The organism is Providencia sp. PROV129, assembly GCF_028482245.1.
Lineage (GTDB): Bacteria > Pseudomonadota > Gammaproteobacteria > Enterobacterales > Enterobacteriaceae > Providencia > Providencia vermicola.
Genome location: NZ_JAMPQD010000026.1, coordinates 1 through 22,502 on the forward strand (window position 1 = coordinate 1; position 22,502 = coordinate 22,502).

Sequence of the window (22,502 nt, forward strand, 5' to 3'; positions counted from 1 at the left end):
CCAATTATTCATGGTGGGTATGAATAGAGGGTTTATCTTCCAAATAGTCGTTGATTCCATTCGGTAAAACAAGCTGCCCAGCAACGATTCCTGCGATTTCTCGACCAACTAATAATTCAATTAGTTTTAATGCAAAATCAAAGGACGTAGCGGGCCCTTGGCTGGTCAACAAATTGACGCGTTCATCAAAGTAAACTCGGCGATCAACCCATTTACTCGCAGGAATTTTATCTTTCATCGACGGATAGCAGGTCATATTACCAAGGGGAAATAGTTGGTGGTGTTCTAATACAATGGCAGGGGCAGCACAGATTGCTGCAACAATGTTACCGTCCAGATGCATACGGCGAACTTTTTCAACGACTAATGGGCTATCACGAAATATTTCAGCGCCTTGGATGCCGCCAGGTAGAACGATAGCGTCAAAAGGTTCATCAGCCACTTTAATTAATGGGATGTCTGCGACGATTTTCATACCCCGTGAGGCGGTGATTTGCAGGGAGCCGTCTTCATTAGCACTAGCAAGAGTGACTTGAATGCCTGCTCTGACTAATAAATCCGCAGTAGTGACAATTTCAATCTCTTCACTACCATGGGTGATGCAAATTAGAACGGAAGTCGTCATATTGTTGTTCTCTATTTTTGACTAAATGATATAAACGGTCATTTTCAGGGGTATTTAGGCCATGAGCTCGGGCTTGTTTGATTAAAAATCCCGTGATGTAATCAATCTCTGTGCGACGATTATTGCGAATATCCTGTAACATGGACGAGTAGTTATTAGCGGTATTTTGAATAATGCCATTAATATACTCAGTCAGTTCTGTTTTATCGGTGTGTAACCCTTCTGCTGCCATAACGTGGCAGATTTCATCAATAACCCGTGAAATTTGCTCTGTGTGGTAAGTTAATTCACCATTTTTACAATTATGTTCTACCGTGAGAGGGTTGATAGCACAATTAGCGATCAGTTTTCGCCAACAGGTGGTCAAAATCTGATTGTGCCAAGCAACGTCAGGAAGTGCTTCATGTAGGATATCTGCAATAGGGTAATAAGCTTGTGCTTGTGAATTGATTGCCCCAATATGTGTCATTCCGTGAGCAACATGAAATACTTGGTTGTTTTCTTGCCAAGCCGCATGGGTTGTCACACCTGCTAAAACGGGGTGTCGCAAAGGTGCCAGCTCTTCTATTGTCCCCATTCCATTATGGAGGAGTAAAATGGGTGTTTTTTCAGGAATATTGCCAAGTAGAGGCAATAAGGCATCGGAAACTTGCCATGCTTTTAAGCAGACAATCACCAGTTCACTGGTTTGTAGATGATTGATATTATTACAAGGAATGAGTTCGCGAAAAGTACGTCCACCAGGTTCATTCACATCGACAAACAAATCGGGCTGAGCCACACGCAGCCAGCCTTGAGTATCATGGCCTTGTAAGGTGAGGCCAGCAAGCCAAAGCTTACCGATAGCACCACAACCGATCAGGGTTATTTTCATAGTGTCCCTCTGAAATATGTGCTCTGACACCTTGTCATCTCTGACATTGGCTATCTAACCAAGTATATACCTTAGTGTGCGTTAATTATAGCGTAAGGAAGGAGAGAGCCCTGATAACTTGAAGTGCAGTGGCTAAAAACGTTATCATGCATGCAACAAAAAATATCCTTAGAGGTCTGAACAATGCCATCATTTGATATTGTGTCTGAAGTTGAAATGAATGAAGTGCGTAACGCGGTAGAGAATGCGCAGCGCGAGCTTACGAGCCGCTGGGACTTTAAAAATGTTGAAGCAAGCTTTGAACTTAACGATAAAAATGAATCAGTAAAAATCACCAGTGAATCGGATTTCCAAGTCCTCCAACTGGTCGATATTTTAAGGGAGAAAATGGCGAAGCGTGGTATTGATGGCGCAGTGCTAAATGTCCCTGACGATATTGTTCATAGTGGGAAAACTTATAGCGTTGAAGTGACGTTCAAACAAGGCATCGATGCGGCTATTGCTAAAAAAATCATTAAGTTAATCAAAGACAGCAAACTGAAAGTCCAAGCGCAAATTCAGGGTGACCAAGTGCGAGTGACAGGTAAAGCACGCGATGATTTACAGTCGGTTATGGCACTAGTGCGTGGCGGGAATTTAGGCCAGCCTTTCCAATTTAATAACTTCCGTGATTAATTACGACGAGTAAGTTATCAATAAAAATAGGCCTACAATTTTGCAGGCCTATTTTTTATTGCTGAATAATCGCTTCCAGTTGCTCGCGATTAATGATTTTTCGATCAACTTTAACGTAGGCACTTAATTCCTCGTCGACAACTAAAGCTTCCATAACCCCATTTTGAGCTCGTAGCTTTTGTTCTAGGGCGCGAGTATTTTTTAAGTGTGTGGGCAATTCGATACGAATACTACTGACGTATGGCGGTTGTTTCATGGTTAGACTAACGACAAACCAAAGGATTGTCAGGATCAAACCACCAATAAAGACAGTATTTGCCCCTTCAAAATTATATAACCATCCACCGACAATCCCCCCAAGTGCGACACCTAAAAATTGGCTGGTGGAATAAACCCCCATCGCGGTTCCTTTATAGCCTGCGGGTGCTTCCTTACTAATCAATGATGGCAAAATGGCTTCCATAATATTGAAGCCAATAAAAAAGATCTGTAAGCCAAGGATGATGATCCATAACTGGCTACCTGAGAACCACAATGTGATTTCTGCAACTGCCAATAGTGCGATGCAGGCCAGGAAGACTTGCTTCATTTTACGATATTTTTCTGCGTAGATTATAAAAGGCAAAACAGTCACAAAGGAAATTAGCATTGTGACCAAATAGGCTTTCCAGTGATCTTGGGCGAGAAAGCCTGCTTTTGTCATAATCAGTGGCAGAGCAACAAAGCTCGACATTAGCAATGTATGTAGGCACAAAATACCGATATTTAATTTTAATAATTGAGGCTGAGCTAAAACGGTTTTTAAATTGCCTTTCACAAAGGCAGATTCACGGTTCAAAACATGGGTGTTGGTGTTTGGTACAACAAAAATGGTGAGTGCAATCGCGCCAACGGCAAGTAGGGCTATCCCCCAAAATAAACCATTTAGCCCAATTAGATGGGTAATGATAGGCCCTAAAACAAGCGCAATCGCAAAAGTTAACCCAAAGCTTATCCCTAGAAATGCCATTGCTTTGGTGCGATTTTGTTCGCGGGTTAAATCAGATAGTAACGCCATGACAGCTGCTGAAATCGCACCAGCGCCTTGCAATGCGCGGCCAATAATAATACCCCAAATTGAGTTACTGAGCGCTGCAATAATACTCCCAATAATAAAAATGATTAAGCCAATAACAATGAGTGGCTTACGACCGATTTTGTCTGACATCAAGCCAAAAGGGATCTGAAAAAGTGCTTGGCTAAGGCCATAAATACCAATGGCAATGCCCACTAAAAATTCATTTGCCCCTTGTAAGTGCATTCCATAGCTGGTCAAAATGGGTAAAACCATAAACATACCAAGCATTCGCAAGGAGAACACAGAACCTAATCCCCACGTGGATCTGAGCTCTGCTGATGTCATTTTGTTATCGTTCATTTTTATTCTTCATATTTCGAGCTGTAGCGGTATTGGCTTCTCTTAGCTAGCTAGGTCTCACATATTAGTAATTCAAACTATTTTAGATAGTGTCTGATTACATTAAAAATATGTTGAAATATCAGCTTATTAGCCATTTTTAATAGTGCATTTTATATCTAGCTTATAATAGCAAGGGGCTATTTAACCATAAAATAGATTCATAAGGATAGGCAGAATGCGTAAAAGTGAGTTGTAAAAGCCATCAGAGACAAATAAAAACGGCGGGGAAAGCCCGCCGTTTAGACATTGTTATCATCAGAGAGCAGATAGGTTATCTGACGAGAGCTATAACAGTATCGGTTGAAACGGTAGGATCAACAGACATCATTACACTCAATGCAGTAATTGCTACGATTGAGAAAATGAATAGTTTTCTTGCCCAGACTCGGTCGTCGTTCTCGGTTTTGAAACCTGAAATCGCCATACCCAGCCACCACAAGCTAACTGCTGCACCCACGACCAAATACTTATAGCCCGCGTATCCGCTGATAGCTAACATTAACGTTGCAACCATAAACGCAAGGATGTACAGGAAAATATGTGTCTTAGCGACAGAAATTCCTTTAATCACCGGTAACACGGGAATGTTCGCGGCTTTGTAATCCTTAAAGCGGAAAATGGCAATGGCATACGAGTGAGGCATCTGCCACAAACTGAAAATTAATAACAGGATTAGAGCCCCTGCATCAAATTCATTGGTGACAGCGCAGTAACCGATAACGGGTGGTGCTGCGCCAGACAAGCTGCCAATTAGCGTGCCATAGACTGACTTACGTTTCATATACAGGCTATAAATGCCTACATAAACAATGAAACCGATGACTGCAAGTAGCATTGCCAAGGCATTGGCTGCTACGAGTAGCAGCACCATACCAGCAATACCTAATGCAGCGGCGTAAATCAGGCTAACTTTCGGGTCAATCAGCCCTTTAACTAAAGGGCGATTCTTAGTTCTTTCCATGATACGGTCGATATCACGGTCGATGTAGTTGTTGAAAACACAACCAGAAGCCACGACCAGTGATACACCCAGCAAAGTCGCAACGAACAGCGGGTAATCAATTGACCCTTTTGAGGCCAAAAGAAAACCGCCGATCACAGAAATCAAGTTTCCGAATATAATTCCTGGTTTGGTCACTTGCAGGTATTGCTTAAACATATCGGCAACTCTTTAGTCGAGCATCATATTGATGTTCAGGTTGTACATAATCCACAGCGAGCCGACAACAACGATGCCGACAATAAGCATGGTGAACAGAAATGCAACCAAGTTCCAACGCTCATCAGATGAGGTATTCATATGTAAGAAACATACTAAGTGAACGAAGATTTGCACGACTGCCATACCGACAACAGTCCAAAGGATTGTTGACGTCGTCGCTGTGCCTTCCATCACCATCCAGAACGGGATAACCGTTAGGATAACTGACAGAATAAAGCCAATCAGGTATGTCTTAACGCTACCGTGGCTTGCTCCAGTGTGAGCATCTTTTGCATGACTCATTTAAATAGCCCCCAGAAGATAAACAACGGTAAATACACAGATCCAAACCACGTCTAAGAAGTGCCAGAACAGGCTCAGGCAGTTCAAACGTGTTTTGTTAACGTCAGTCAAACCACGACGAGTGACTTGAATCATCATGATAACAATCCAAATCAGACCCGCAGAAACGTGCAGACCGTGCGTTGCAACCAGTGCAAAGAAACCAGATAAGAAACCACTACGGTCAGGGCCAAAGCCTTCAGCGATCAGTTCGTGGAACTCATAGACTTCCATGATAACGAAGCCAAGGCCTAACAGGAATGTCGCGAACAGCCATAAGTTAACTGCACCGATTTTTCCTTTATGCATCGCAATCATAGCGAAGCCGTAAGTAATACTACTTACTAACAGTAAGAAGGTTTCGCCTAATACGAACTTCAGACTGAAGATATCTTTACCAGCGGGACCGCCAGCAGTTCCATCAGCCAAAACAACATAGGTTGCAAACAAACAAGCAAACAGGATCAAGTCGCTCATGATATAGAGCCAGAAACCGAATACTTTAGTGCCACCTGCATCGTGGTGCCCATGCTCAGCATGGGCGATATTTTGGTTAGTCATTGTATTAGTTGACATCGTTCACACCTGCCTTACGTAATTCTTCAAAGTGCTTATTCTCGATTTCTTCGATTTCAGCCACAGGTACGTAGTAATCAACATCTTCGTCGAAGCTTTTTGCAATCCAAGTTACGATCATTCCACCGAAACCAATGATTGCCATCCACCAGATGTGCCAGATCATTGCGAAACCTAAAACTAAGCTAAATGCTGCGATGATAACGCCAGCGCCAGTATTTTTCGGCATATGAATTTCTTCATATGAAGTTGGTTTCTTATGAGCAAGACCTTTTTCTTTCAAATCCCACCAAGCATCACGAGTTTGAACGTGTGGTTCAATCGCAAAGTTATAGAATGGTGGTGGTGAAGAAGTTGCCCACTCAAGAGTACGTCCACCCCATGGATCTCCCGTTAAATCACGGTTTTCATGGCGGTCACGAATACTCACAATGATTTGGATAACTTGGCATGCAATACCGATAGCGATTAACGCAGCACCGCCTGCAGCAACAACCAACATTGTGTGGTAGGTCGGGTCAATATTCTGGCTTAAACGACGAGTCATCCCCATAAAGCCCAGAATGTATAACGGCATGAATGCTAAGAAGAAACCGATGATCCAGAACCAGAATGCACGGACACCCCATTTTTCATTCAGTGTAAAGCCGTAAGCTTTCGGGAACCAGTAAGTCATACCCGCGAAGCATCCGAACACCACACCACCAATGATAACGTTATGGAAGTGAGCAATCAGGAATAGACTGTTGTGCAGAACAAAGTTTGCACCCGGTACAGCTAACAGAACACCTGTCATACCACCTACAGAGAAGGTGATAATGAAACCAATAGTCCACAGCATTGGTGATTTAAACTCAATGCGACCTTGGTACATAGTAAACAGCCAGTTGAAGATCTTAACCCCTGTTGGGATTGCGATAATCATGGTGGCGATACCGAAGAAGGCGTTTACGTTCGCACCTGAACCCATCGTAAAGAAGTGGTGCAGCCATACGATGAAGGACATAACGGTGATAACGATTGTTGCCCAAACTAATGAGGTATAACCGAATAAACGTTTTTTCGAGAAGGTTGCTGCAACTTCAGAGAACACACCGAACACTGGTAGAACAAGGATATACACCTCAGGGTGACCCCATGCCCAAATCAGGTTGATGTACATCATCATGTTGCCACCCATATCGTTAGTGAAGAAATGGGTACCTAAATAACGGTCTAACGTCAGAAGCGTCAGAGTGACGGTTAAAATAGGGAAAGCAGCAACAATCAATACGTTAGTACATAACGCAGCCCAGCTGAATACAGGCATTTTCATCATCGACATACCCGGAGTACGCATACGGATAATCGTGGCGATGAAGTTAACCCCTGTTAATAACGTACCAATACCCGATATCTGGAGACTCCAGAGCCAGTAATCGACCCCGACCCCTGGGTTGTACTCCAAGCCTGATAATGGCGGATAAGCTAACCAACCTGTTTGTGCGAATTCACCTACCCCTAAAGAGATGTTGATTAAGACAACACCAACTACAAAGAACCAGAAGCTCAATGAGTTAAGGAATGGGAAGGCAACGTCGCGCGCACCAATTTGCAGAGGTACAACGAGGTTCATCAAACCGACAACAAATGGAGTTGCCATGAAGAAAATCATGATAACGCCGTGTGCGGTAAAGATTTGGTCATAGTGATGAGGGTTTAAAAAGCCCTCTTGCCCAGCAGAAGCAAGCACTTGCTGACCACGCATCATGATGGCATCCGCAAAACCACGGAACAACATAACCATCGCTACAATGATGTACATGACACCAATTTTTTTATGGTCAACCGAGGTTAACCACTCTTTCCACAGCCATTTCCATTTACCGAAATAGGAGATCACACCGACTAAGCCAAGCCCACCAAGGACAATAGCAATCAGTGTGACAACGATGATCGGCTCGTGGAGCGGAACTGCATCTAGTGTTAATTTTCCGAACATGCCCTTATTCCTCAGCGCCTGCTGCATGAGCATTATGGCTCATATGCATAGAATGACCTGTAGATTCTTCTTTGGTTTCTACAGGAGCGTGACCTTTATGGTGCTCATGACCAAACTTCAGAACGATATCGTTATAAAGGTTAGGTTTCACGCTAGAGAAGTAGGTAACAGGAACATTTGTGCTTGGCTTAGCGACTTCGTCGAATGCCTGCATTGTATCCATTGTCTTAGGAGACGCTTTTACCTTTTGTACCCACTCATCAAAGCCTTGGCGGTCAGGGGTTGCAATCGCATTGAACTTCATATCAGAGAAGCCATGGCCACTGTAGCTTGCAGAGAAGCCTTTATAGGTGCCTGGTTCATTGGCGATTAAGTGAAGTTTAGTTTGCATACCTGCCATCGCGTAGATTTGGCCACCTAAAGATGGAATGAAGAACGAGTTCATCACCGAATCAGACGTGATTTTGAAGTTAACTGGCACACCAGTAGGGAATGCGATTTCGTTAACTGTAGCAATACCTTGCTCTGGATAGATAAAGATCCATTTCCAGTCAGCTGAAATAACTTCGATTGTGACAGGTTCCTGATCACTCACTAATGGCTGATACGGGTCCAGCTCATGTGTCGTCTTCCAAGTGATAGCACCCAGAATGATGATAATGATGATAGGAACAGTCCAGCAGACTAACTCAATTTTATTTGAGTGAGCCCAGTTTGGACGGTATGTAGCAGACGTGTTGGATTCACGATATTTTCTGGCGAAGATAATCGTCATAAAAATAACGGGAATAACAACAAGCAGCATTAAGCCAATTGCAATAAGAATTAGCTCTTTTTGTTTTACGCCTACGGCGCCTTTTGGATCCATCAACACCATGTCGCAACCACCTAATAATAAGGTTGCTACAACGAGTGAGATTGCTCCGATACTTTTTTTGTAGTTCATAAGTCTCATCCACGACCCCAAATGACAAGATTCTAATTGTCGTTTCATCAGTGCGGGCATTTTACGGTAAGGTTATGCGAGTGTAAATGATTGTAAGGCAAAGAAACGGAATTGTTAGCTCTTTATGTTAATATGATCACATGTAAAGAACTTATAAAGAAAAAGTTAAAATTGATACGGATTATAAGTATATATTGATAAAAGCCCTTTAATACTAAATTATCTTAGTAATTTTTCAAAGAAAAATATATACAAAAGAAGTGAAAAAATGACAAAACTGATATGAATCATAAGCAATATGGTAAGGGAAATTACGTTTTTTATTGCCGATAAAGCTATTTAAGTCGCTTTATCGGCAAAATAGTTTAGAAAAATTATTACTATTTTGATTTAAAAAGAAAATTAATAAATCGCCATACAATTTTCAATAACGCATTAGAACGTATACTTTAATGTATAAATGATTGCGTCTTGATAAAATGTATCGCCTAATTTATTGTCAGCATAGCGATATTGCACACCCGCAGCTAAATGTGGCGTCGCATTCCACCAAAAAGCCATGGCACCATTAATGCCATTTCGCTTTCCTCCGTTGTAGCGTTTATTGCGTGCAAATTCCATTTCGTGCCAGTTGGTTATCATGAAGTTTTCTTCAAACGCGCTGAAATTATAACCCGCTACCCACCCAGCGGTATAACCGTTGTTACCAGAATAGAATGTTTGATCAGTATAGTTTAGGGCGATAAAAGGCTTAAACCACAAGTCACCAAAAGCGGTGTTGTAACCGATACCATATAATGTATTCACATCATGGAAATTCCCGCCATATTTTGTTCCTGGCAATGACCATGTACCGTAAACGTGACCGTACAGATTAAAACCAGTATCACCTAAATAAAAACGGCCTGTTGTTTTGATGGTGTAGCGTTTATTACGTCCTGAATCGGTATGCTGTGTATGGAGAGGGTTTTCCACATCAAAGAAACCGTAGAGTTCACCCCAATTAAAATTAGCTCCACCTTCTAATTCAACATAAGCAAAATCTTTTTTACGAGTCGTTTTCTCCGTTTTGGTCTCAGTACGGTGAGACCAGTCTAAATAGTTAATGTTGATATCAGCAAAACCATTTTGATAGCCTAAAAGATCATCAGAATATGCCGTACCTGCCACAGAAGCTAAGGCGGCAATATAAAGGAGTTTTTTCATAATAGATTATTTTCATTAATTAATTAATGGGGTTGAGTAGTGCACTATTCGTTAACGTGTTATCTAACTAGTCTCTAACATGTGATATATTAGGCTTTAAAGTTGCAATTAAGAAATATTTTTCATTGGATGAGTGATCACAATCACGATCATAAGGTGATTTTGAGGTGTTTTGTGATTAAGGGCTATTTTATTTAAATGATCAGATTCCCTAAACTAATAAGTTAGTCTTAGGGAATCAATTAAATAGATAAGTAAATGTGAGAGAAAAAAGAATTATTGTTTGACAGTTTTACGCACAGCGAGGAAATCTAAACTCCCCCCAATAATTAAACTGATGGCACCAATGCTAATCCCAGCATTAAACAAAATATTTTGGTAACTAGGGATAGCCAGCCAAAATTCAATTTGCGTGGTGAATAGGTAAACTTTCATTCCACTAAAAGAAAATGCCAATAGAGAAAGTAGCCAAATCGCAAGGCAAGTTACTGCAGCAAGTAGGGCATAAACAGCGAAACGATAGCCATTTGCGTATAGCTCACGGCGCTGGAACAGCCCTGTAGCCTGGGTATATAGCAAAGAACTGCGACAGGCTAATAACAATAAGATCCCTGGAACGGCAACGCCAATGGAGATCAAATAAAACAGTGGCCAGCCATAGTTACTGACGAAAATACTGGCGACTGGGCCAATATATACCCGTCCTACCGCAGAAAGGGCAGAGAGGAGTGCAAACTGCGTTGCGGATAAGGATTTATTACACAGCGTCATTAGCAGTGCAACAAATGCTGCGGTACCCATCCCTGAAAAAATATTCTCAAGGAAAATAATGGAGCCCATCGTCATGATATGAGGCGGGGTGACAGCGAGGAACCAATAACCAATGTTCGACCCACCTTGGAGCAAGCCAAAAAGAAACAGAGCCTTAAACAAGCTCATGTTTTTCATTAAGTAACCACCTAATAATGCACCAATGATAGTAGCAGCCATTCCGACAGTTTTATTCACTGTACCGACTTCACTAAGGCTAAAGCCCAGCGCATTTAGTAAAAAGTTAGTATTGAGCGCCATAACAAAAGCATCGCCCAATTTATAAAACACTAATAATAATAAGACGAGCCATGCGTTGTTACGGCTAAAAAACTCGGCTAGAGGTTCATAGATGGCTTTTTTTAACGAGGTAGGCGGGACGCTATTTTCTTCGGGCTCTTTGGCTAGCAAAGTCGCAATAACACCGATGACCATTAACCCTGCCATGACAAGGTAAAGCTGTTTCCATGTAAGGAACTTATCGGCGAGCCAAAGGGCTAACCCACCAGAAACTAACATGCTGATTCGATAGCCCATCACTGAGGTTGCAGCACCAATTCCGCGTTCTTCTGCGCTTAGCAAGTCAGTCTTATAAGCATCAAATACAATATCTTGGGATGCAGAACAAAAAGCGACGGTAACGGCTAATGCAGCGAGATACCATAAATGCTCAGAAGGGTTCATGAATCCCATTGCGGCAATACTAATAATAAGAAGAATTTGTGTGGTTAACAGCCAGCCTCTACGACGTCCCAAAAAAGGCGGTGTATAACGGTCCATCATAGGAGACCATAAAAACTTCAAAACATAAGCTTGCCCGACTAAGGAAAAGAAACCAATTGTTTTGATATCAACGTTTTCAACCGTTAACCAAGCTTGCAATGTCCCTGCAGTCAGCGCTAAAGGTAAGCCAGAAACGAAGCCTAAAAGGATTAAAGTAATATTATTCGGTAGTGTGAAACGAGGCATTATTCCCTCTAAGCCTAAGGTGATTTTGCTGCAATACATAGCGCTGCAGAGGTATTGACCGCGCAAAGCTATCCAAGTGTTAACTTGGATAGCTTAATACGAAATGATGGTATTCGCTCGTTTAATAGCGTGAATTTTGTCTGATAAAATCGGTAATTTCTTGATCGGATGCCATGTCGGCAATTAAATCAGCTAATGCACTATTAATTGCAGCTTCAATTTTTGCATTATTCGCCGCTAACAATTCTTGTGTATTAAAATTACGGGTGAATGAGCGCGTTTTTGTTGAGCCATTTGGTGCAGTTGCTGTGATGCTTACACTTGAATTAACAGTAATATTATGACGTAGGCTACCTTCAGCAACTTTAGTGTCCAATTTGTTCAATTGAACGACTAAATTAACATTGGCGGGTGAAGTGACCATAAAGCCACGAGCAGCCATCTGTTTTTCAACGGCTTCTTGCATCAAATAGCGGGGATCACGGGATGGATTAAGCACCACTAGGCTACCATTACGATTGACTTCCGCTAATGATTTATTGGTACGGTTGTCTACGCTGCTAACGCTAATTGAGGTTGCATTCAGCGTCGGATTTTTAGCGGGTAACGCTATTTTGGGTTCGAGTGAGAGTGTATTGCTGCTAGTTGCACATCCAGCAAGTAGAAACAACGCAAAAAGTGGAAAACACAGTTTTCTTAACATAATTTTTTCCAGTTCATCTTTCCTAATTGAAAATGTTTCGTTATGGTGCGGGTAGCCGCCACTCGATATCAAAGTCGAGTGGCCAAATTATCCTGAACTATTAGACAACAGTTTTTGAAAAAATTCGCACTAACGTGTCGATATCATAACATTGCCAAGTCATGATCGGATATTTCTATAATAAGAAGATAGCAATAATCAAGATGTGCAATATAGTTTACTGAACTTATCAATACTAGAGCGGGTCGCTATTAAGGAGTATTTTATGGTCGCCAATGCATCACAAAGTATGCAGTCTCGTGTGAGCCAAAAATTACAAGATGCTTTTGAACCAAGTCACTTGAATGTCATTAATGAAAGCCATCAACATAATGTATTACCTGGCTCGGAAAGTCATTTCAAAGTCATCTTAGTCACTGATAAATTTGAAAATAAACGAATGCTTGGCCGTCACCGTGAAATTTATGCTATTTTAGCCGATGAATTAGCGGGGGGCATCCATGCTCTTGCTCTGCATACCTATACACCAAAAGAATGGGATGAATTGGCAGATACCGCGTTAAAATCGCCAGCTTGTCGTGGTGTAGGTGGCGTTAGTCGTTAATTTGTGTAGCCAATTGGCCTTTACTTGGGACGATTGGAATTATCCATCAAACCTAAAAGGAGTCTGATGGGTATTTTTTCTTCAATTTTCGTGAGGAAATAAAAATTTTAGTCAGAAAAGTCACAAATAAAGAGGAAAAATCGCTTCTTTTATCTGCTTTTCTCGACTCAGGGCGCTGTCATCGGTATAATGCTGCGTCTAATTTTCAGTAAGGTTTCGGGACGCTTCTGATATCAGGGATTGACCGTTACGTAAGTAACGCCCCCGGTTCTGGAAGGGAGAAGGCCATTAATTGCTTAATGGCATAACTCTGGAGTAGACCGATCACTAAGATTTATTTTGAGGTAAGAAGATGCAAGTTTCTGTTGAAACGACTCAAGGCCTTGGGCGTCGTGTAACAATCACCGTTCCTGCCACTGATATTGAAAAAGCAGTAAATAGCGAGCTGGTTAGCGTTGCTAAGAAAGTACGTGTTGATGGTTTCCGTAAAGGGAAAGTACCAATGAACATCGTTAAACAACGTTATGGTGCGTCTGTTATGCAAGACGTTCTGGGCGATGTGATGCAACGTAACTTCATCAATGCAATCATCGAAAACAAAATCAACCCAGCTGGTGCGCCTAGCTACAAGCCAGAGCAACTGGAAGATGGTAAAGATTTTGTTTACGCAGTTGAGTTTGAAGTTTACCCAGAAATCGAATTAACCGGTTTAGACACTATCGAAGTTGAAAAACCAGCGGTTTCTGTTAAAGACGAAGACCTGGAAAACATGTTAGATACTCTGCGTAAACAACAAGCAGAGTGGAAAGAAGTTGACGAGGCAGCAGCAGCTGATTCACGCATCACTATCAACTTCACAGGCTCTATCGACGGTGAAGAGTTCGAAGGCGGTAAAGCAGAAGATTTCGCACTGGTTATGGGCGAAGGCCGCATGATCCCTGGCTTTGAAGACGGCGTTGTTGGCCACAAAGCTGGCGAAGAGTTCGATATCGAAGTTAACTTCCCAGAAGATTACCACGCTGAAAACCTGAAAGGTAAAGCAGCGAAATTCGCTATCGTTCTGAAGAAAGTAGAACAACGTGAACTGCCAGAATTTACTGAAGAATTCATCAAGCGTTTCGGTATCGCTGATGGTACTTTAGACGGTCTGCGTGCAGAAGTTCGTAAAAACATGGAACGTGAGCTGAAAAATGCGGTGCGTAACCGTGTTAAAGCACAAGTTCTTGATGGTTTGATCAAAGCGAACGACATCGAAGTTCCAGCAGCAGTGGTTGATGGTGAAATCGATGTTCTGCGTCGTCAAGCGGCACAACGTTTTGGTGGCAACGAACAACAAGCGATGGAATTACCACGTGAACTGTTCGAAGAACAAGCAAAACGCCGTGTTGTTATCGGTCTGCTGTTAGGCGAAGTGATCAACAAAAACGAACTGAAAGCTGACGAAGATCGTGTTAAAGCGCTGATCGAAGAAATGGCATCTGCATACGAAGATCCTGCTGAAGTTATCGAATACTACAGCAAAAACGAAGAGCTGATGAACAGCGTTCGTAACTTAGCATTAGAAGAACAAGCGGTTGAAACTGTTCTGGCTGTTGCTAAAGTCACTGAAAAAGAAACTAATTTCACTGAGCTGATGAACCAAGTTCAAGCTGGTTAATTTATTTCTTGTTGTACAAAATAAAAACCCGCGGTGTCTTACTGCGGGTTTTTTTGCAATTAAAGCTTTTGAATAACAACTTTTTTGTGAATTAAGATAGGGTAACCTTGAAAATCACATTTAAACCCTAATTATATCCCTAATACTTCATCTAGCATGTATTCAGTTTTGCTTGCGATTTGAACTATTTTGTAGAGCAAATATCAAAAGAGAGACGAATTCCACCAAAAGAGTTATTTCGTCATTTTTGAAAATCAATTATGGTTTTCTAATGGGATAATACCGTGTAAGTAAACAAACTTGTGTTAGACTTATTGAAAGAGCGTCTTATTGACTTCAGCACAGTTTACTGCACTTTCTTCTTATTTCACCCGTAATCAGTCCAATATAGGCTAAAATAGAGAAATAAGAGGATCGTGAAAGTTTGCAAAAAAAGGTATTTTTAAACATGTTGTTTTGCAACACTCCCTTTGCTCAAGATGATGGTTAGCAGATAGCAAGTTAGGCGCAAGCACCAGAAAGTTTTTAATAGGAGATTTCGATGTCACATTTTGGCGGTCAGGAACAATTAGCATCCCAAATGGCTCTTGTGCCAATGGTCATTGAGCAAACCTCTCGAGGTGAGCGCTCATATGATATTTATTCACGTCTATTAAAAGAACGTATCATCTTCCTGACGGGTCAAGTGGAAGACCATATGGCGAACTTAATCGTCGCTCAAATGTTATTCCTTGAAGCAGAAAACCCTGAAAAAGATATCCAACTGTACATCAACTCACCAGGTGGTGTGATTACGGCAGGTATGTCTATCTATGATACCATGCAATTTATTAAGCCAGATGTTAGTACTATTTGTATGGGACAAGCGTGCTCTATGGGCGCATTTTTGTTGACTGCTGGCACAAAAGGTAAGCGTTTTTGCTTGCCAAATTCGCGTGTAATGATCCACCAACCGCTAGGTGGCTATCAAGGCCAAGCAACGGATATTGAAATCCATGCACAAGAAATTTTAAAAGTGAAAACTCGTATGAATGAACTCATGGCTCACCACACGGGTAAGTCCATTGAAGAAATCAGCCGTGACACTGAGCGTGACCGTTTCTTGTCAGCTAATGAAGCGAAAGAGTACGGTTTAGTCGACCAAATTTATAGTAGCCGCTAATTGGTTAACTTTTGGTATAATTAATTCATACCATAAACTATTTTAAGAAAATCGTTGCTGTGTTTCCTGTTTTAATCAAACAAAAACAAGGCAATATGGATAAAAGTGAGGTCAACTGATGACAGAGAAACGCAAAGAGGGAACGGGTAAACTGCTTTACTGTTCTTTCTGCGGAAAAAGTCAGCACGAAGTACGTAAGCTGATTGCCGGTCCGTCAGTCTATATCTGTGATGAATGCGTAGACTTATGTCTTGATATCATCCGTGAAGAAATTAAAGAACTTGCGCCACACCGTGAGCGCAGTGAACTGCCTACGCCACATGAAATTAGGCAACACCTTGATGATTACGTCATCGGTCAAGAAAAAGCGAAAAAAGTCTTGGCGGTTGCGGTTTATAACCATTACAAGCGCTTGCGTAATGGCGACAAAACCAGTGATGGTGTCGAATTAGGCAAAAGTAATATCTTGTTAATTGGTCCAACGGGGAGTGGTAAAACGCTGCTGGCTGAGACCTTAGCACGTTATTTGGATGTGCCATTTACTATGGCCGATGCCACGACATTAACCGAAGCAGGTTATGTGGGTGAAGACGTCGAAAATATCATCCAAAAATTACTGCAAAAATGTGACTATGACGTAGAAAAAGCGCAGCGTGGTATCGTGTATATCGATGAAATTGATAAAATTTCTCGTAAATCTGATAACCCATCCATTACCCGCGATGTTTCGGGTGAAGGTGTGCAGCAAGCACTTTTGAAACTTATCGAGGGTACCGTTGCGGCTGTTCCTCCACAAGGTGGGCGTAAGCATCCACAACAAGAGTTTTTACAGGTAGATACCTCGAAGATTCTGTTTATTTGTGGTGGTGCATTTGCTGGTTTAGATAAAGTGATTGGTCAGCGTTTAAATACCCGTTCAGGTATTGGGTTCGCGGCAGAAGTAAAAGGCGAGTCAGACAAAGCAACAGAAGGTGAATTATTAACACAAGCTGAGCCAGAAGATTTAATTAAATTCGGTTTAATTCCGGAGTTTATTGGTCGTCTGCCAGTGGTTGCTACGTTGACTGAGCTGAGCGAAGAAGCGCTAATTCAAATTTTACAAGAGCCGAAAAATGCATTAACTAAACAGTACCAAGCGCTGTTTAGTCTTGAGGGAACTGAACTTGAGTTTCGAGAAGAAGCGTTAAAAGCTATTGCGAAAAAAGCGATGGCACGTAAAACGGGTGCCCGTGGCTTGCGTTCAATTGTTGAAGCTGCTCTGTTAAATACCATGTATGACCTTCCTTCTATGACGGATGTCGAAAAAGTCGTCGTTGATGAAAATGTCATTAACGAACAATCAGAACCTTTGTTGATCTACAGCAAGCCAGATGCTCAAGCTTCAGGTGATAACTAATCTTTAAGAAAGCGTTCAATAAACAATCAAACAAAATGAGGGATATCCCTCATTTTGTTTTTTATGTTTAACTACCCATTGAATGCTAAAATCTTGTCCCCATATAGTTTATATTCTGAGGTGTGGTTTCCTTGTTTTTGAGAATATTTTTCAAGCGAGAGACAGAAACCCTTAAACTAGCGTGAGCTAAACGAAGAGAGAGCTTTATGAATCCAGAGCGTTCCGAACGCATTGAAATACCAGTATTGCCTCTGCGTGATGTAGTGGTATACCCACATATGGTGATCCCACTGTTTGTTGGACGTGAAAAATCCATTCACAGTCTGGAAGCAGCGATGGATCATGACAAACAAGTGATGCTGGTTGCGCAAAAAGAAGCCTCGACTGATGAGCCAGGGGTGAACGATTTATTTGCTGTTGGTACAGTTGCATCCGTTATTCAGATGCTAAAACTGCCAGACGGCACAGTGAAAGTCTTAGTTGAAGGCTTAAGACGTGCGCGTATTACTAGCTTGACGGATAACGGCGAGTATTTCCTCGCGCAAGCTGAGTATTTAGCATCCGAACAAGATAAACACGCTGAAGGTGCCGTTTACGACGAAACCACAGCGGGCACTCCAGCATCAATTCTTGATGAAAAAGAAAATGAAGTGCTGTATCGCACCATTGTGAGCCAGTTTGAAAGCTATATTAAGCTCAACAAAAAAATTCCACCAGAAGTGCTGACTGCATTGCACTCGATAGAGCAAGACCAGCTTGATAAACTTGCAGACACTATTGCATCCCACATGCCGCTAAAATTAGCGGATAAACAGCGCGTTCTTGAAATGGCAAATATTGCTGAACGTGTTGAGTTCCTGATGGCGATGATGGAGTCAGAAACAGAATTACTGCAAGTCGAAAAACGCATCCGTAATCGCGTTAAAAAGCAGATGGAAAAAAGTCAGCGCGAGTACTATCTGAATGAGCAAATGAAAGCTATTCAGAAAGAACTGGGTGAAATGGATGACGCGCCAGATGAATATGAATCGCTAAAACGTAAAATCGAAGAAGCGAAAATGCCAAAAGAGGCACAAGAAAAAGCAGAAGCAGAATTGCAGAAGCTGAAAATGATGTCTCCAATGTCTGCAGAGGCCACGGTTGTCCGTAGTTATATCGACTGGATGGTGCAAGTACCATGGCATGCGCGTAGCAAAGTCAAAAAAGACTTAGTTAAAGCACAAGAAGTGTTGGATACCGATCATTATGGCCTTGAGCGTGTTAAAGACCGTATTTTAGAGTATCTGGCAGTACAAAGCCGTGTCAGTAAAATCAAAGGGCCAATTCTTTGCTTGGTAGGGCCTCCAGGGGTTGGTAAAACCTCTTTGGGTCAATCTATTGCGAAGGCAACGGGTCGCCAATACACCCGCATGGCGTTAGGTGGTGTGCGTGACGAAGCAGAAATCCGTGGTCACCGTCGTACCTATATTGGTTCAATGCCAGGTAAACTTATCCAGAAAATGGCAAAAGTTGGGGTGAAAAACCCACTGTTCCTGCTGGATGAAATAGACAAAATGTCTTCAGACATGCGCGGAGACCCTGCATCAGCATTATTAGAAGTGCTTGATCCAGAACAAAATATCGCGTTTAACGACCACTATTTAGAAGTGGATTACGACTTGTCTGACGTTATGTTTGTTGCAACGTCAAACTCGATGAATATCCCTGCGCCACTACTGGATCGTATGGAAGTGATTCGCCTTTCAGGTTATACCGAAGACGAAAAACTGAATATTGCTAAAAAACATTTATTATCGAAACAAATTGAACGTAATGCCTTGAAAAAAGGCGAATTAACGATCGATGATAGCGCATTAATGAGCATTATTCGTTACTATACGCGTGAAGCGGGTGTGCGTGGTTTAGAGCGCGAAATTTCGAAATTGTGTCGTAAAGCCGTTAAAGCATTATTAATGGATAAAAAACTCAAACACATCGAAATCAACGCAGATAATTTAAAAGATTATCTGGGGGTTCGTCGCTTCGACTACGGCCAAGCAGATACTGAAAACCGTGTCGGCCAGGTGACTGGTTTAGCGTGGACTGAAGTGGGTGGGGACTTACTTACCATTGAAACTGCGTGTGTACCAGGTAAAGGCAAGTTGACTTATACAGGTTCTTTAGGTGAAGTAATGCAAGAGTCAATCCAGACGGCCTTAACCGTGGTGAGAGCTCGTGCTGAAAAACTGGGTATTAACAGCGATTTCTATGAGAAACGCGATATCCACGTTCACGTTCCTGAAGGTGCAACACCAAAAGATGGCCCAAGCGCAGGTATTGCGATGTCAACAGCCTTGGTTTCTTGTTTAACAGGTAACCCAGTTCGTGCAGACGTGGCAATGACGGGAGAAATCACATTAAGAGGGTTAGTTTTCCCAATTGGTGGGTTAAAGGAAAAATTATTAGCTGCACACCGTGGCGGAATAAAAACCGTATTAATCCCTAAAGAAAACGAACGTGACTTAGAAGAAATTCCTCAAAATGTGATCGCTGATTTAGAAATTCACCCAGTGAAAACCATTGAAGAAGTTCTTTCTTTAGCTTTAGTTAACCCGCCTTTCGGGGTTGAGGTTGTTAAAAAGAAAGCGAAAAGAGTGAGCTGAATCAAGAAGTTTGCATAAAACTAAGGCTGACAGCTAATTTAGGGCTTGTCAGCCTTTTTTTTCATCGTTAATTTAGCGATGATTCTGATAATTGTTTGTATGCAATCTGTTCTCTTGCCATTGGTAATCAGGATTGATATAACGGCTAAATCATTAATTAGCTGTACGAATAGAAGCTAGCTGCTATAGTTAATTTGATGGTTTATAGTCCAACTAATAATGGGGATGATAAGAGTGAATAAAGCTCAACTGATTGATCAAATCGCTTCTGATGCGAATATTTCTAAAGCTGCTGCAGGTCGCGTTGTTGACGCGTTCGTTGCTACTGTAACGAGTTCTTTGAGTAAAGGAGACGATGTTGCTTTAGTTGGCTTTGGTAATTTCACTGTTCGTGAGCGTGCTGCACGTACAGGCCGTAACCCACAAACGGGCAAAGAGATTAAAATCGCTGCGGCGAAAGTTCCAGCTTTCCGTCCAGGCAAGGGTCTTAAAGACGCTGTTAATAGCTAATTAAGTATTTTAGTTTGTCTTTCTTGCATTTTTGCAAAAACTCAAACTGACGGAATGCCTTTAATCAGCTAATATATAAGCGCACCATTTCCATGGTGCGCTTTTTTTTTTCTTTCTGAGTTAAGATTAGCGTATTATTAAGAAATTGAATTCAACAAAGCGGAGTTAAGCCTTTTTATGATGGAAAATCTACGCACGAAGGCCAACAGTCCTTTTATTAAAATTTTGCTAGGGCTCATTATGCTGTCATTCGTGCTGACAGGCGTTATGATGGGCGGCTTAGGTGGCAATAGTGCCAACAAAGCAGCAGAAGTTAATGGGCAGCCAATTAGCAAGGAACAGTTACAGCAGGCTTTTCAGCAGGAACGCCAATCATTACAAGAATACTTGGGAGATAAATTCTCTGAAGTGGCGAGTAATGAAGAAAGCATGAATTTGCTGCGTCGCCAAGCGCTTGATAATTTGATTAACAATGAATTGATTAATCAATATGCTAATGAACTGAATCTCTCAGCAAGCGATCAACAGATTGAGCAATCCATTTTCTCTATGCCAATCTTCCAAACTGATGGTCGGTTTGATAGCGACAAATATCGCGAAATCTTAAGTCGTTATAACATCAATGCGGATAGTTTTGCGGCACAAATTCGCCAAGATTTAACACGTGCTCAGCTAGGGAAATCTTTTACTGGGACGGACTTCGCTTTACCATCAGAAGTTAAAGCATATGCTGAATTATTTATGCAAGAGCGTGAAATTCGCACTGCAACTTTGTCCTTAGCTGATGTGCAAGCGAAACAAACGATATCTGAAGAAGAGCTGAAAGCATACTACGATGCGAATCAAAATAGTTTTATTTCACCGGAAAAAGTGAAAGTCAGCTATGTTGAAATGGACGCAGCATCTATGCCAGAAGCCACGGTTTCTGATGAAGAAGTGAAAACGTATTATGAGCAAAACCTGAAAAATTACACTCAGGCAGAGCAAAAACAATACAGCATGATCCAAGTAGCTTCAGAAAAAGAAGCGAACGACATCATCAATGAAATCAAAGCAGGTGCAGATTTTGCAACGCTAGCGGCTGAAAAATCAACGGATAAATTCAGTGCGGGTAACAAAGGCCTGATTGGTTGGATGGAGGCCGCTTCAACGCCGAGCGAAATTATCACTGCAAACTTAACAGAAAAAGGCCAACTTTCGGCACCAGTTAAAGCGCAGGATAACTACGTTGTTTTCCGTTTAGATGATATTAAGCCTGAGTCAACAAAACCGTTTGAACAAGTTTCTGAAACCATCAAAGTTAGCTTGCTGCAAGATAAAAACATCAAGCAGTTCTATGACTTACAACAGAAAGTCAGTGAGGCTGCCACAAGCGATATGGAATCATTAGTTTCAGTTGAATCTGTTTCTGGCTTGAAAATGGTGACAACAGATTGGTTTGATCGTAACAATCCACCTGCGGCGTTAAATTTCCCTAAAGTTATCAATGAAGTCTTTAGCGACCGTCTAGTTGATAAAAATGGTTCTAAAGGGATTAACTCTGACGTAATTAACGTTGAAGGTGACCGTGCATTTGTTGTTCGTGTGACTGAGTACAAACCAGAAAGCACAGAGCCGTTTGAAACAGTTAAACCTGCGATTGAAACATTAGTTAAGCGCCAGAAAGCCGATGCAGAACTAAAAGCAACCGCAGACAAGCTACTTGCTGACTTGAAAGCTGGTAAAGGCGAAGAAGCGTTAAGTACAGCGGGCGTTAAATTTACTGGCGTGCAAACTGTTTCGCGTTTAATGCCACAAACCGCGACGATTAACACAGCAATGGACATGGCTCAACCTGTTGATGGTAAGCCTGCCTACTCTATTGCACGTGATGAATCTGACAACTATGTTGTTATTCAGTTGGATAAAGTGACTTTAGGCCAGCCAACGGAAGACGAGCTGAAACAGTTATCCCGTGAATACCAAGGTGTGATGAGCTCTGCTGTGAATGAAGCGTTGATGCTTAATTTACGTGAAAATGCGAAAATTGAAGTTCTGAATCTTGAATAATTGCGAGTAGCTTCGCAATTTAAGTTGTAAGCATATTATTAAAAGGCCACCTTTGGGTGGCCTTTCGCATTTTTATTTTTCGCAAAATGCCGAGATGATTTTTTTCTGGCACTGT

The 22,502-nt window shown here is 41.8% G+C and carries 19 protein-coding genes; 8 read left to right on the forward strand and 11 right to left on the reverse strand.

Annotated features, from left to right (window positions below; translation table 11 throughout):
* Window positions 1-4: 4 nt before the first annotated feature.
* Window positions 5-625: a protein deglycase YajL gene (gene yajL / locus PSF27_RS17985; protein WP_272681965.1), complete on the reverse strand. Its 621-nt coding sequence runs from the start codon at window positions 623-625 to the stop codon at window positions 5-7.
* The gene (gene panE, locus PSF27_RS17990; protein ID WP_206084590.1) at window positions 588-1,499 is read right to left on the reverse strand and encodes a 2-dehydropantoate 2-reductase; all 912 of its coding nucleotides are present in this window, start codon (window positions 1,497-1,499) and stop codon (window positions 588-590) included. The genes yajL and panE overlap by 38 nt, the downstream gene beginning before the upstream one ends.
* A gap of 183 nt (window positions 1,500-1,682) precedes the next feature.
* Here panE and PSF27_RS17995 point away from each other — a divergent pair, with 183 nt between their 5' ends.
* Window positions 1,683-2,174, forward strand: a complete 492-nt coding sequence (locus tag PSF27_RS17995; protein WP_042846924.1) for a YajQ family cyclic di-GMP-binding protein — start codon at window positions 1,683-1,685, stop codon at window positions 2,172-2,174.
* A 55-nt stretch (window positions 2,175-2,229) separates the two neighbouring features.
* On the opposite strand, the gene PSF27_RS18000 is transcribed toward PSF27_RS17995, so the two are convergent.
* From PSF27_RS18000 to PSF27_RS18040, 9 genes are all read right to left on the reverse strand, one after another.
* Window positions 2,230-3,591, reverse strand: a complete 1,362-nt coding sequence (locus PSF27_RS18000) for an MFS transporter (RefSeq protein ID WP_272681966.1) — start codon at window positions 3,589-3,591, stop codon at window positions 2,230-2,232.
* Window positions 3,592-3,904: 313 nt separating this feature from the next.
* Window positions 3,905-4,792, reverse strand: coding sequence for a heme o synthase (cyoE, locus tag PSF27_RS18005; protein WP_206084592.1), 888 nt, complete (start codon window positions 4,790-4,792; stop codon window positions 3,905-3,907).
* A 12-nt stretch (window positions 4,793-4,804) separates the two neighbouring features.
* Window positions 4,805-5,137: a cytochrome o ubiquinol oxidase subunit IV gene (locus PSF27_RS18010; protein WP_206084593.1), complete on the reverse strand. Its 333-nt coding sequence runs from the start codon at window positions 5,135-5,137 to the stop codon at window positions 4,805-4,807.
* Window positions 5,138-5,752: a cytochrome o ubiquinol oxidase subunit III gene (locus tag PSF27_RS18015; RefSeq protein WP_206084594.1), complete on the reverse strand. Its 615-nt coding sequence runs from the start codon at window positions 5,750-5,752 to the stop codon at window positions 5,138-5,140.
* The gene (gene cyoB, locus PSF27_RS18020; protein WP_206084595.1) at window positions 5,742-7,733 is read right to left on the reverse strand and encodes a cytochrome o ubiquinol oxidase subunit I; all 1,992 of its coding nucleotides are present in this window, start codon (window positions 7,731-7,733) and stop codon (window positions 5,742-5,744) included. Before cyoB ends, PSF27_RS18015 begins: the two co-directional genes overlap by 11 nt.
* A 4-nt stretch (window positions 7,734-7,737) precedes the next feature.
* The gene (gene cyoA, locus PSF27_RS18025; RefSeq protein ID WP_206084596.1) at window positions 7,738-8,688 is read right to left on the reverse strand and encodes a cytochrome o ubiquinol oxidase subunit II; all 951 of its coding nucleotides are present in this window, start codon (window positions 8,686-8,688) and stop codon (window positions 7,738-7,740) included.
* Between the two features lie 426 nt (window positions 8,689-9,114).
* Complete coding sequence (locus PSF27_RS18030) at window positions 9,115-9,885, reverse strand: nucleoside-specific channel-forming Tsx family protein (RefSeq protein ID WP_206084597.1); 771 nt, start codon at window positions 9,883-9,885, stop codon at window positions 9,115-9,117.
* Between the two features lie 276 nt (window positions 9,886-10,161).
* Entirely contained in the window at window positions 10,162-11,664 is a 1,503-nt protein-coding gene (locus PSF27_RS18035) for an AmpG family muropeptide MFS transporter (RefSeq protein WP_206084598.1), read from the reverse strand.
* Window positions 11,665-11,785: 121 nt separating this feature from the next.
* Window positions 11,786-12,367, reverse strand: coding sequence for a YajG family lipoprotein (locus PSF27_RS18040; protein WP_206084599.1), 582 nt, complete (start codon window positions 12,365-12,367; stop codon window positions 11,786-11,788).
* A 265-nt stretch (window positions 12,368-12,632) separates the two neighbouring features.
* Between PSF27_RS18040 and bolA the strand changes: the two genes are divergently transcribed.
* The 7 genes from bolA to ppiD all read left to right on the forward strand — a co-directional run bounded on the left by bolA (window position 12,633) and on the right by ppiD (window position 22,387).
* Window positions 12,633-12,971 (forward strand): transcriptional regulator BolA, encoded by a 339-nt coding sequence (gene bolA, locus PSF27_RS18045; RefSeq protein ID WP_206084600.1) that lies wholly within the window; start codon window positions 12,633-12,635, stop codon window positions 12,969-12,971.
* A gap of 352 nt (window positions 12,972-13,323) precedes the next feature.
* The gene (gene tig / locus PSF27_RS18050) at window positions 13,324-14,628 is read left to right on the forward strand and encodes a trigger factor (protein ID WP_206084601.1); all 1,305 of its coding nucleotides are present in this window, start codon (window positions 13,324-13,326) and stop codon (window positions 14,626-14,628) included.
* Window positions 14,629-15,169: 541 nt separating this feature from the next.
* A complete protein-coding gene (gene clpP / locus PSF27_RS18055) occupies window positions 15,170-15,790 on the forward strand; it encodes an ATP-dependent Clp endopeptidase proteolytic subunit ClpP (protein ID WP_206084602.1) in 621 nt (206 codons plus the stop codon).
* A 118-nt stretch (window positions 15,791-15,908) separates the two neighbouring features.
* Window positions 15,909-17,186: an ATP-dependent protease ATP-binding subunit ClpX gene (gene clpX / locus PSF27_RS18060; RefSeq protein ID WP_206084603.1), complete on the forward strand. Its 1,278-nt coding sequence runs from the start codon at window positions 15,909-15,911 to the stop codon at window positions 17,184-17,186.
* Between the two features lie 206 nt (window positions 17,187-17,392).
* Window positions 17,393-19,828, forward strand: a complete 2,436-nt coding sequence (gene lon / locus PSF27_RS18065; protein ID WP_206084604.1) for an endopeptidase La — start codon at window positions 17,393-17,395, stop codon at window positions 19,826-19,828.
* Between the two features lie 234 nt (window positions 19,829-20,062).
* Window positions 20,063-20,338 (forward strand): nucleoid-associated protein HU-beta, encoded by a 276-nt coding sequence (gene hupB, locus PSF27_RS18070; RefSeq protein WP_206084605.1) that lies wholly within the window; start codon window positions 20,063-20,065, stop codon window positions 20,336-20,338.
* Between the two features lie 177 nt (window positions 20,339-20,515).
* The gene (gene ppiD, locus PSF27_RS18075; RefSeq protein WP_206084606.1) at window positions 20,516-22,387 is read left to right on the forward strand and encodes a peptidylprolyl isomerase; all 1,872 of its coding nucleotides are present in this window, start codon (window positions 20,516-20,518) and stop codon (window positions 22,385-22,387) included.
* The last annotated feature ends 115 nt before the right edge of the window (window positions 22,388-22,502 follow it).